Here is a 12,574-nt window from a genome sequence, read left to right on the forward strand (position 1 = left end):
CGGCGAAGGTTTCCCCTCGCCGCCGGTTTTTATTTCTACGAACGGAAGATGAAGCTCAGTGGTGAATCGAGAACCGTTAGCTGACGAGAAGCGGAGCGTACTTAAGTACGCGAGCACCGCATCCCCAGTATCGTGAAAACGATACGTTAGAACTTATCTTGGCAGGTGACGGTTCGCAGACCACCAATGAGCTTCGTCACCAGAAGTACCAGTAAAGGCCGATCAGGATCACGATCACGCCGATCGCCAGGGCATTGACCACCGGGGTCGTCTTGAAGCTGACGCCTTCCAGAGTGAGCGTCGAGACCTCCCGCTTGTTGGGCACCACCAGAGAGACGGCGACGCACAGGCCAAGCGCAATCCAGAAGACCCAGCCGACGCGGTTCATGAACGGCATGTCCGGCACGGTGGTCGCCATAAAATTATTACTAAAGCCAAGGAAATCCGGATGGGTGTGCAGGTACGAGGCGACATAGAAGAAGCACGACATCAGGAAACCGCCGGCCACGGCCGCGAAGGCGCCCGCCGTCGAACAGCGTTTCCAGAACATGCCCAGCGCGAAGATGACCACGATGCCCGGCGTGAAGAAGCCAGTGAAATCCTGGATATACTGGAACGCCTGATCGAAGGAGCCGACCAGAGGCTTGGCGACGATAACGGCGATGATGACCGCCACGACGGCGGCGACACGGCCCACCATGACCAGGGTCTTTTCATCGAGATCTCGCTTGAGCGGTGCTACAATATCGATAGTGAAGATGGTGGCGATGGAATTGATCTTCGAGGCCGTCGAAGAGATGACGGCAAACGTCAACGCTACGAAGACGAGACCGAGCAGGCCGGTGGGCAGCAGGGTCATCATTTGCGGATAAGCCTGGTCCGGCTTGGGCAGTCCCGGCGCCAGGAGCAGGGCGGCCATGCCCGGCACGACCACGATCAGCGGCATCAGCAGCTTCAGATAGGCGGCGAAGGCAATGCCCTTCTGGGCTTCCGGCAGCGACTTGGCGGCAAGCGCCCGCTGAATGATGTACTGGTTGAAGCCCCAGTAGGAGATGTTCATGATCCACATGCCGCCGACCAGCACGGCAATGCCCGGCAGATCCTTGTAGTGCTCTGACGACTTGTCGAGGATCATGTGGAAGTGATCGGGGAAGCTCGTCCGCAGCTTGTTGAAGCCATCGACAAAGCCAGTGATATTGGCCTCGCCGCCGATCTTGGAAAGCGTCAGGCCGGCAATGATCAGCCCGCCCAGAACCAGAAGCGTCACCTGCACGATGTCGGTCAGGGCCACAGCCTTCAGCCCGCCGGAAATCTGGTACAGCAGGGCGAAGGTGCCCAGCGCGATCAGCACGGTCAGGGTATCGAGGCCGGTCACGGTGGTCACCGCCGTGCCGCCGAGCCACAGGATCGAGGTCAGGTTGACGAAGACGTAGAGGATCAGCCAGAAAACCGCCATCAGGTATTTCACCGAAGGCCCGAAGCGCTGCTGCAGGAAGCCCGGCATGGTCTGGACGCCATTGCGCAGGAAGACCGGCAGGAAATATTTCCCGACGATGATTAGGGTGATGGCGGCCATCCATTCATAGGAGGCGATGGCCAGGCCGATCTTGTAGCCCGATCCCGACATCCCGATGATCTGTTCGGCGGAGATATTGGCGGCGATCAGCGAGGCGCCGATGGCCCACCACGGCAGGGTATTGCCCGCCAGGAAATAACCGTTCGAGGTGACCGCCTCGCCCGCCTTGCGGCGCGAGACGACCTGGGCCAGGACGAAGATGGAGACGGCGTAAAAGAGCACGATCCAGATATCGAGACTCTTCAGAAAGCTGCTCGCCGGCAGCAGTGAAGCTAAATCAGGCATGTTTCCCCTCTTGGGCGCGTCAGGTGACGCCCGTGATTTATATTATCATACAATTGACACAGCTTTTAGGCTGAATCAATCACGAAATCCCAACAGGTGAAACGGCGGCGATTAGTCTCGCCGCTCTGTTTTAAAAAAATCCTCCCCTGTTTACGGGGGAGGTGTCGAGCAAGCGTAGCCGTCAGGCGAAGCGGCGTCGAGACGGAGGGGGCAATTCCACCGCCGGTTCGCCCCCTCCGTCAGCGACACCAGCCCTAAAGGGCTTCGCGCTGCCACCTCCCCCGCTACGCAGGGGAGGATCATTTATCACTTCGCCGGACAGACAGCATCCCCCTCGTCCGAAGCCAGCTTGATCTCGCTGTAGCTGATCGACAGAGGCGTCGTCGTCGCCAGCGAGAACGGCACGCCGACCTGAGACACGTCGAGCCCGGCTGCCTGATAGCAATCCAGCTTGACCTTGAGCGTGGTCCATTGCCCGACCGGCGCTTTCAGTTCCGGGCCGATATCGAGCGAGGTATAGGTCTTTTCGTCCTTGCCCATGGTCAGCATAACCGGGCCGGAGACGGCGGAATCGAGGCGATAGGTGACGGCCAGCGCCATCTTGCCCGTAGTCTGGCGGCTGAGATCGACCGGCGAGCCGAAAATGGCCACCGCGCCGATGCCCTTGCCCTTGAAAACCACCGAGCGGCCGGATTCCTGCTTGTCGGCGTCCACCGTCGTCTGGGTGACATTGCCGCTGGCGCTTTCCACCGAAGCACCGCTGACCATGGTGATGCCCTGGCCATCCATCACCGCCGATTGCCACGGTGCTTTTACGCGGCCGGCGGCGAAATAGGTATCGACATTGACCACGGCTTCGTTGCGCAGGCCGGAATCTTCCGACAATTGCGGCACATCGCCGATATCTGCGTAGGTCAGGCCGTAGCCATAGGGGAAGAGCGGATCATAGCCGGCGGTGCCGATATTGAGCGGCCCCTGATTGGCGGTCTTCGGCCACGAGAAGGTCAGCTTGCCCTTGAAATCATAGCGCGGCTGCTTGTTCAGGTCGCCCACGATGACATCGGCGATGCCCCCGCCTTCGGTGCCCGGCAGCCAGGCCTCGACAAAGGCGTCGGAAGCGTTGATTTCCGGATTGGTCCAGAGCGGGCGGCCCGACAGAAAGACGGTGACCACCTTGATGCCAGCCGATTTCAGCTTGTGGATCATCTCCAAGTCGGTGCGATCGCCGGTTTGGTAGTCAAGATTGGTGCGGTCGCCCTGGAATTCGGCGTAAGGATCTTCGCCGATGACCACCACGGCCACGTCGGGCTTTTCCTTGTAGAACCCATTGTCGCTGAGCGTGGCCACGCCCCCGGCCTGCTTCACCGCCCCGGCAATGCCCTCATAGATGGTCTCGCCATTCGGGAAATCGGCGCGACTGTTGCCGGTGCCCTGCCAGGTGATCGTCCAGCCGCCCGACTGCTTGCCGATATCGTTGGCCCCGGAACCGGTGACCAGGATGCGCGCGCCCGGATCGAGCGGCAGGGTGTGGTTCTCGTTCTTGATCAGCACCAGCGATTCACGCACCGCCTGGCGGGCGAGGGCGCGGTGTTCGGGCGAGCCCAACTGGTCCCATTTGCCGGAAAGCGGCCGGTCGAGCGGCGCGCCCAGCGTAAACAGCCCGCCCTTGATCTTGGCACGCAGGATGCGGCGCACGGCGTCATCGAGACGCGACATCGGAATGGTGCCGGCCTTCACATCGGCCAGCGTATTCTCATACATCGGCTTCCACGAATCCGGCGCCATGAACATATCGACCCCGGCGTTCATCGCCTCCGGGCAATCGTCCTTGGCGCAGCTTTCCAACTGACGGTGGGCGTCCCAGTCGGTGATGGTGAAGCCATCGAAGTGCATCCGCTGCTTCAACGCGCCGGTGATCAGGCGCTTATTGCCGGCCATCTTCTGGCCGTTCCAGGATGAAAACGAGATCATGACCGACAGGGCGCCGGCCTCAATGGCCGGAGGATAACCGGCGCCGTGGATGCGCGCCAGATCAGCCTCGCTCATCTCGGCATCGCCCTGGTCCTTGCCGTCCTTCGTGCCGCCGTCGCCGAGGAAGTGTTTGGCGGTGGACATGATATGGCCCGGCTGGATGCCATTGGCGCCGCCGCCCTCTCCTTGCAGCCCCTCGACCATGCGGCCGGCATAGGCGGCGACATCGGCGGGGTTTTCCGAATAGGATTCATAAGAACGGCCCCAGCGCTTGTCACGCGCCACGGCGACCGTCGGGGCGAAGGTCCAGTCCACACCCGCCGCGGCCATTTCGGCGGCGGTGGCGGCGCCGATCTTTTCGATCAGGTCCGGATCATGCGTCGCGCCCAGGCCGACATTGTGCGGGAAGATGGTGGCGCCGACGAGATTGGAATGGCCATGCACGGCATCGATACCGAAGAGCAACGGAATCGGCGCCTTGGTTGGGCGATCGAGCGCGGCGCGCCAGTAATCATCCGCCAGTTTCAGCCACTGGTCCGGCGTGGCGCGTTCATTACCGCCGGGCGCGGAATTGCCGCCGGCCAGGATGGAGCCCAGCGGATAGGTTTTGAGGTCTTCCGGCTTGATATAGGCGATATCGGCCTGGATGGTCTGGCCGACCTTTTCCTCAAGCGTCATCTTGCTCATGATGTCGGTGATCTTCGCCTCGGTGGCCGGATCGACCAGACCGGCCGGGGCCAGTTTCGGCCAGGCCGGATCGACCGCAATGGTGGCCGGCGCCTTGGCCACAACCTTTTTCTTTACGCTCTTCTTCTTGACGGTTTTATGCGCGGCGGCTTTCGCCTTGGCCTGCGCCGCTTCCGGCAGGCTAAAACCAAGCGTACACAACACACCGAGTGCTGCGCCAAACAGAAGGGCGGGCCTGAGCGAAGATTTATGAGACAATGGAGTGCTCCTTGGGTCGTTCTTCCACAACATTTTTTCTTTGACCTGTAGCACGGCCGTGCGGTCTGAAAAAGCCGCCCGTTATCGCCCACCTGTCACTGCTTTTGTCGGCCCGTTTGGCTGTCTGTGACGACCGGACCTGCCCGGTTTAATGACAGCGCTATCAAGCCCCGTCAAGTCACCATCCCTTTGGCGCGAACGGTTGCAGCGCAATATAAACAGCGTTTGACGTCAAAAAACATATTTGCTTTCATTATTTATTTGACAGCGTTGTCAGATTTGCTATGACTGTCTCACCCTGTTTTCCCGCTGTGCGAATTTTTCTGGAATTTGCGGATCGGGATCTGTGTTTAAAACCATTATGCGGCCCGGTTTCTTTCCCTTTTTCATAGCCGTTTCGCTGTCGTGGTTTTAAAGCGCCTTCTTAAATGTGGCATTATTTGGAAGGCACTGGCCTTTATCCCGATGGACCTTGTGGTTCATCGGGTTTTTTTTGATTTAGACCTCAAAGAAAGCAAGATACCCCACCACCGTCCGGCGTAGCCTTTAGGCGAAGACGGATGGTGGTGGGGTTTCTTACTTCCTAAACCGCCTTCGCCGATTCGCGCATCACCAGTTCAAACGGCAGTTCCCGGCGCGTGTCGCTGAAATTCGGCGCATCTTCATCGGCCGAGGCACGTGACAGCAACATATCGGCCGCCGCATAGGCGAGATCAGTCACCGGCTGGCGGATCGTGGTCAGGTGCGGCCAGATGATCATCGAGCCCGGCGTATCATCGAAACCGACCACCGACACCTGATCGGGCACCCGCACGCCGGTCTGCTGGGCATAGGCCATGACGCCAAAGGCCATTTCATCATTGGAGGCGAAAATGGCGGTCGGCAGATTGCCGGCATCCATGAAAAGCGCCTTGGCCGCTTCCAGGCCCGAAGCGAAGCTGTTGAAGCCTTGCGCGATACGGCGCGAATGCGGCTCTGCCCCCGCCTCGTGCATCGCCTTGATGAAACCATCATAGCGCCGGTGCGAGGAACCGTGTTCCGGGTGGCCGCGCACAAAACCGATATCCCTATGCCCCTGGCCGAGCAGGAACTGCGTCATCTCGTAGGCGGCCTGGGTGTCGTCCATTTCCACCAGGGCCGAGCGGCCGGGAAACAGCGAGGGCGAGACACGCACATAGGGAACGCCCGCGGCTTCAACCGCATCCAGCACCACCGCCATGTCGCACAGCGGCGGCGTCAGTATCACGCCATCGAGGCGGATGGTGGCCAGAAGGGAGGCGATCGCCCGGCCGATATCCGGCGCCAGGCTGTCCTGCGGCTCACTGAGCACATGGTAACCGCTCTGGCGGCAGCGCTCGATCACGCCCTGCTGGAGGTCGATGACATAGCTGGAGGACGGGTTATCGTACAAAAGCCCGATCAGGAAGCTGCGCGAACCGGCAAGCGACCGGGCCAGCAGGTTCGGCCGGTAATGCAGGCGGGCGGCGGCTTCCTTGACCTTGGTGCGGGTTTCCTCGCGCACATTCGGCTCATCGTTCATTACCCGCGAAACGGTCTTGATCGATACACCGGCCAGCCGCGCCACGTCATTGATGGTGGAAACCGCGCTGGAAACGGACGGCTCTTTTGCGGCAGGTGCCTTGATCTGGGTCACTCGAATCCGAGCCCTTGTTTATTATATTGGTCTTATCAGCTTGCGTCCGTCATGACAGCTTTGTCAATGGGTTGGACGCAAGCCAATTCAGACACTTATTTTTTCCCGAAGGTCGCCACGGCTTCGGCCGCGAGGCGGGTAATCTCAGCCCAATTGCCGTCGTTCATCGCCTTGGCCGGCGCGACCCACGAACCGCCGACGCACAGCACATTATCGAGCGCCAGGAAATCGGCGGCGTTTTTCGCGTCGATACCGCCGGTCGGGCAGAACTTGACCTGCGGCAGCGGACCGCCAATGCTCTTCAGATAGGGCACGCCGCCGGCCGGGACAGCCGGGAAAAACTTCAGGTGGGTGAAGCCCCATTCCAGCGCCTTCATCACTTCGGAAGAGGTCGCCACGCCCGGCAGCAGCGGCAGAACATCCTGATGTGCCAGGGTCTTGGTCAGGCCCGGCGAAACCAGGAACTTGGCCCCGGCCTTCTCGGCCTTTTCAGCGTCCTTCGGCGTCAGCACCGTGCCGGCGCCGACAACGGCCTCCGGACGTTCCTTCGAGATCAGCCTGATGGCATCCAGCGCGCAATCGGTGCGCAGGGTGATTTCCAGCGCCCGGATGCCACCGGCTATAAGCGCGTCAGCCAGGGGCAGGGCCTGGTCGAGTGACGGGATGACCATCACCGGCAGCACCGGGCCCATGGTCATGAATTTTTCTACATCGGGATGCGTGGACATGGGTGTTTCCTTTAGTTCTGGGAAAGCAAGATACCCCACCACCATTCGCTGCGCTCATGGTCCCCCTCCCCGGCAAGCCGGGGAGGTACAAGCGCTTTCTTATACCTCCCTACCTTTGGTGGGGAGGGGGACCGCGCCTGAAAGGCGTGGTGGTGGTGGGGTTTCTTACTTACTACTCTTAAGCCGTAATCTGCACGTCGGTTAAGGCATTCGCCGAACCGAGCAGCGCCGCATACGGATGGATGATAATGCGTGACGGAATGCCGGCCACCATGCCCGCCAGCGGCGCCTTGGCCTCCATGCGGGCGCGGAAACGCAGTTCGTCAATATGCTTGATCAGACGTGGCGCGATGCCGCCAGCGATGAACATGCCCGAGGTCGCGCCATGCGCCAGGGCCAGGTCACCGCAGACCGACGCCATGATGTCGAGGAAGGCTTCCACCGTATAGCGCGATCCGGTGGCGTCCTCACCTTCCAGGTGGGTGATCTGCGCCGGCGTCAGGTCTTCGGCCAGTTCGCCGCGGATCGAGGAAATCGCCTGATAGAGATTGACCAGGCCCGGACCGGACAGCAGCATTTCGACCGTCACGCGGCCATGCTTCTTGCGCAGGAAACGCAGGATTTCGCTCTCATAATCATTGACCGGCGCGAACGAGATATGGCCGCTTTCCGTCGACAGGCAGTAAGGCCCGAACTCGCCGCCCACCAGCACCGAAGCGCCGAAACCGGTGCCCGCCCCCATCACGGCATGGACATCGCCGAAACCCTGTTTCACCGGCCCGATGCACTTGGTATCGCCCTCTTCGAGATGCGGCAAGGCAAAGGCCAGGCCGGCATAATCATTGATCAGCCTGGCGCGGCGTGCGCCGGTCGCTTTCGCCAGCAGCCCCTCCTCGACTTCCCAGTCGAGGTTGGTGAACTTGATATGGCCGTTCTTCACCGGCCCGGCCACGGCCACGCAGGCATAGTCCAGTTCCGGCTTGCCGCCGATCATGTCGAAATAGGCAGCCAGCGCCTTGTAGACGTCCTTGTGCTCAGCCGTTTCCAGCGACTTGAAGTTCGTCAGGCTGGTCTTGCCTTCCCGGCGCTCCGCAATGGCGAAGCGGGCATTGGTGCCGCCGATATCCCCCACAAGTCCGCGTAAGGGGCGGTTGAAGGAGGTTGTGACCGAACTGGCCTCGAAATGCTTTGTCATATAGTTACCAAAAAACGGCGCCACCCTGGTCGGCCGGTCCTACCGAACGACGCATGTGCGCAAAAAGTTCCCGTCCCATGCCGTCGGCTTCTGGTGGCCGATCAGCATTTGTTCTTTGTGAAAACTCGGCGGCATCTCCGAGGAAGTCTATGGTGCCGGCTACGCAATCAACGCGCAGCACGTCCCCGTTCTTAAGTTTTGCAATCGGTCCGCCGTCAACCGCTTCCGGCGTCAGGTGGATAACGGCAGGCACCTTTCCCGATGCCCCCGACATGCGGCCGTCAGAAACCAAAGCGACCTTGCGGCCCGCGTCGAGAATGCTGGAAAGCGACGGCGTCAGGCTGTGCAGTTCCGGCATTCCGTTGGCTTTTGGCCCCTGGAAGCGGACGACGCAAATGAAATCGCCTTCCGGCAGTTGTTTGGCCTTGAAGGCCGCCAGGAAATCGTCCTGGTCGTCGAAGACCACGCACGGCGCCTCGACAATCTGATGTTCCAGTTTGACGGCCGAAACCTTGGCGATCGACGTGCCGAGATTGCCCTTGACCTCGCGCAGGCCGCCTTCCGGCGAAAACGGATTGGAGGCCGGACGCAGGATGTTTTCGTCGAGGCTCTGTTCCGGCGCATCGCGCCAGACGACGACGCCGTTCTGCAGCACAGGCTCCTTCGCGTAATCCGCCATGCCCTGTCCCCAGATGGTCTGGACATCGCCATGCATCAGGCCGGCGTTCAGCAGTTCCTTGATGACAAAGCCCATGCCGCCAGCAGCGTGGAAATGGTTCACATCGGCCGAGCCATTCGGATAGACGCGCGCCAGCAGCGGCACCACGGACGAAATCTTGTCCATGTCTTCCCAGGTCAGGATCACGCCGGCGGCGCGGGCCATGGCCGGCAGGTGCAGGGCGTGGTTGGTCGAACCACCCGTCGCCATCAGGCCGATGACGCCATTGACGATCGCCTTCGCATCGATGACATCGGCCAGGCGATGCGGATTTTTGGAGTTTTCAGCGGTCTTCGCCGCACGCTCTACGGCGCACTGCGTCAGGGCGTCACGCAAGGGCGTGTTCGGATGGACGAAGGCGGCGCCCGGCACATGCAGGCCCATCATTTCCATCAGCATCTGATTGGAATTGGCGGTGCCGTAGAAGGTGCAGGTGCCGGCCGAATGGTAGGAGGCCATTTCGGCGGCCAGAAGCGCATCACGCCCGACCTCACCCAGCGCATAACGGGTGCGGACCTTGGCCTTTTCCGGGTTCGGCAGACCGGAGCCCATCGGACCGGAGGGCACGAAGATGATAGGCAGGTGGGCAAACGACAGGGCACCGATGACCAGCCCCGGCACGATCTTGTCGCAGATACCCAGCATCAGGGCGGCATCGAAGGCATCATGGCTCAGAGATACGGCCGTCGACATGGCGATGACATCGCGCGAGAACAGGCTGAGTTCCATACCCGGACGGCCTTGCGTCACGCCGTCGCACATGGCCGGCACGCCACCGGCAACCTGCGTGGTGGCGCCGAACTGACGCGCCATGACGCGGAGCTTTTCGGGGTAGTCGTGATAGGGCTGGTGCGCCGACAGCATGTCGTTATAGGCGGTCACGATGCCGATATTGGGCACGGAATCAAGCGCGGCCTGAAGCTTGTCATTGTCCGAAGAGGCGGCCACGACGTGGGCGTAATTGGCGCACGACAGCTTCTTGCGGCGCGGTTCATTCGCCTTGTAACGGTCGGCGCGCGCCATGAATTGCTTACGCAGATCCTTTGAGCGCTCAATGATACGTGCAGTCACTTCGGCGATAACGGGGTGTAGTGTCGTCATGATATTTAGTCCTTTAGCCCGCCCACTCAACTTGCCCAGACGAATTCGACGTCGGTCGGACATTGCGCGATAAACGCGCCGATCGGCGAGGTATAGGGGTCGGTGTCCTCGGTCGCGCTTTTGAGCGCATCGAGCTTGGCCTGTCCCGTGATGTAGAAAAGAATACGGCGCGAATTATTGATCGCCGGCACCGACAAAGTAATACGCGGCAATTTCGGCTCAGAACCATCGGTGTGCGGCTGTACCGGCAACACCAGCCGCTCGGTGGTATAGACCTCGGCATTGATGGGATTATGCGGGAAGATCGAGGCGTAGTGCGTATCCGGCCCCATGCCCATCAGGGCGAAATCAAAACGCGGCGCCTCGCCGCCATTGAGATCACGCAGGGCCTTTTCCGCCTTTTCAGCGCAGGCGGCCTGGTCGTCGATATCCTGGATCAGTGTCAGGAATTTCATCCCGGTGTGATCCTTGTCAGCCAGCACCGGCGCCAGCGCCTCGCGCATCATGCGCGTGTTGGAAGCCGCCTCATCCACCGGCACAACGCGCTCATCGACCTGGGCCAGGGTCACTTTCGACCAGTCCAGTTCGGCATGGATCAGGTGCTGGTAGATCGGCTTCGGCGTGGTGCCACCACAACCGATCCAGACCGCCTTGGTGCGCGCATCAATGGCCTGGCGCAGGCTGTCGGCTATGGCGTCGGCGATATAGGTGCCGGCGCGCTGCGTATTGGCGAAGCAATGCACGGTCACGGTCTTGCCGTGGGCATTCCAGGTCAGCACGTCTTCCGAGACGTTGAGCTTGTGCGCGGCCTCAGTCATTCCACATGCGTCCGTTATCGCGTTCAATCAGGCTGAAAGCGCTGACCGGGCCGAAGGTGCCGGCCGGATATTTCTGCGGCTTCATGTCCTTGTCGTGCCACGCCTTGATGATGCCGTCCACCCAGGTCCAGGCGGCCTCGACCTCGTCGCGGCGCACGAACTGGGCGTTGTTGCCATTCAGCGCATCGAGGATCAGGCGCTCATAGGCGATGCGGCGGCGCGGCGGCTTGCCGTCCTTGCTGTCGTCAAATGCCTTGATCAGCGACAGGCTGAGATCCAGCGGCTGGAGATGCACGCCTTCTGAGGTCAGGCCCGGCGCCTTGTTCATCAGGGTCAGCGAAATATCTTCTTCCGGCTGGAGACGGATCAGCAGGCGGTTGGCCTGGGCCTCGGGCCCGAAGATCGAGTGCGGCAAAGGCTTGAACTGGATAACGATTTCCGTGGTGCGCGATGGCAGGCATTTGCCCGTGCGCATATAGATCGGCGTGCCGGCCCAGCGCCAGTTGGCGATCTCGGCCTTGATGGCAACGAAGGTCTCGGTATTGGAGGGCGAACCCTTCTCGGCTTCATACCCGGCCACCGGATGACCGTCGGCGAAACCCGGACCGTACTGACCGCGTGCCGTATTGGTCAGCACGTTTTCGGCCGTAATGGCCTTCAGCGAGCGCAGCACCTTGACCTTTTCATCGCGCAGGGCGTCCGAGGTCAGGGCCGAAGGCGGTTCCATGGCCAGCAGGCAGAGCAGTTGCAGCAGGTGGTTCTGCAACATGTCGCGGATGGCGCCGTATTCATCGTAATAGCCGAGACGATCCGCCACGCCGACCGTTTCGGCAATGGTGATCTGGATGTGGTCGATCGACTGCGAATTCCACAGCGGCTCGAAGACCATATTGCCGAAGCGCAGGGCGATCAGGTTCTGCACCGTTTCCTTGCCCAGATAGTGGTCGATGCGGAAGGTGCGGTCTTCGGCGAAGGCGTGGGCGACCGAATCGTTGATCACCTTCGAGGTGGCCAGGTCGCGGCCGATCGGCTTCTCGATGATGACGCGGTTGGGCGCCTTGTTCAGACCGGCCTTTTCAATGTGCTCGCAGATCGGCTTGAAAAGCGATGGCGACACCGACAGGAAGAAGACGATGTCGAGCGTGTCCGGATCGCCCAACTCGGCTTTCAGCTTCGAGCCCCAGTCGTCATGGGCGGCGTCGAGCGCGACGTGGACGATGCGCTTGCGGAAGCGGCTGAGGGCTTCCGGCGTGGTCCATTCGCCGAAGCGGCTGGTGACGGCATTGCCGATGCGGTCGACACAGACCTCAGTGCCGCAGTCTTCGCGGGCCACGGAAATGATACGCAGGTTATCGGAGAGGAAGCCTTCCTGGTCCAGCATGGCCAGCGACGGCCACAACATGCGCATGGCCAGATCGCCCGTGCCCCCGACAAGGACGAAAACCTGTTGGCGCGCGCCATTACTTCCAGAAGATGCCGACATGAGACCTTTTCGTTCCGAACCTGTGACCCGCCCTTTGTGCCCAGAGCTTTAGTCATGACAGCGTTGTCATAACCCCTGTTTTCCGGCAGGTCAACAATGA

General features: G+C 61.0%; 8 protein-coding genes. All 8 read right to left on the minus strand.

Annotated features, from left to right (window positions below):
* Positions 1-196 precede the first annotated feature (196 nt).
* The 8 genes from BLO49_RS07120 to zwf all read right to left on the minus strand — a co-directional run bounded on the left by BLO49_RS07120 (position 197) and on the right by zwf (position 12,474).
* Positions 197-1,861 (minus strand): sodium:solute symporter family transporter, encoded by a 1,665-nt coding sequence (locus BLO49_RS07120; RefSeq protein ID WP_090646367.1) that lies wholly within the window; start codon positions 1,859-1,861, stop codon positions 197-199.
* Positions 1,862-2,167: 306 nt separating this feature from the next.
* A complete protein-coding gene (locus BLO49_RS07125; RefSeq protein WP_245678923.1) occupies positions 2,168-4,777 on the minus strand; it encodes a glycoside hydrolase family 3 protein in 2,610 nt (869 codons plus the stop codon).
* A 583-nt stretch (positions 4,778-5,360) separates the two neighbouring features.
* The gene (locus BLO49_RS07130; protein ID WP_090647308.1) at positions 5,361-6,422 is read right to left on the minus strand and encodes a LacI family DNA-binding transcriptional regulator; all 1,062 of its coding nucleotides are present in this window, start codon (positions 6,420-6,422) and stop codon (positions 5,361-5,363) included.
* Positions 6,423-6,526: 104 nt separating this feature from the next.
* Complete coding sequence (locus tag BLO49_RS07135) at positions 6,527-7,159, minus strand: bifunctional 4-hydroxy-2-oxoglutarate aldolase/2-dehydro-3-deoxy-phosphogluconate aldolase (RefSeq protein ID WP_090646372.1); 633 nt, start codon at positions 7,157-7,159, stop codon at positions 6,527-6,529.
* Positions 7,160-7,337: 178 nt separating this feature from the next.
* Positions 7,338-8,354 (minus strand): glucokinase, encoded by a 1,017-nt coding sequence (locus tag BLO49_RS07140; RefSeq protein WP_090647311.1) that lies wholly within the window; start codon positions 8,352-8,354, stop codon positions 7,338-7,340.
* 4 nt (positions 8,355-8,358) lie between these two features.
* On the minus strand, positions 8,359-10,173 hold the full coding sequence (edd, locus tag BLO49_RS07145; RefSeq protein WP_090646375.1) for a phosphogluconate dehydratase: 1,815 nt from the start codon (positions 10,171-10,173) through the stop codon (positions 8,359-8,361).
* Between the two features lie 26 nt (positions 10,174-10,199).
* Positions 10,200-10,991: a 6-phosphogluconolactonase gene (pgl, locus tag BLO49_RS07150; protein WP_090646377.1), complete on the minus strand. Its 792-nt coding sequence runs from the start codon at positions 10,989-10,991 to the stop codon at positions 10,200-10,202.
* The gene (gene zwf / locus BLO49_RS07155) at positions 10,984-12,474 is read right to left on the minus strand and encodes a glucose-6-phosphate dehydrogenase (RefSeq protein WP_090646380.1); all 1,491 of its coding nucleotides are present in this window, start codon (positions 12,472-12,474) and stop codon (positions 10,984-10,986) included. Before zwf ends, pgl begins: the two co-directional genes overlap by 8 nt.
* Positions 12,475-12,574 lie beyond the last annotated feature (100 nt).

It is taken from the genome of Asticcacaulis taihuensis (assembly GCF_900100255.1).
In the GTDB taxonomy this organism is placed as follows: Bacteria; Pseudomonadota; Alphaproteobacteria; order Caulobacterales; family Caulobacteraceae; genus Asticcacaulis; species Asticcacaulis taihuensis.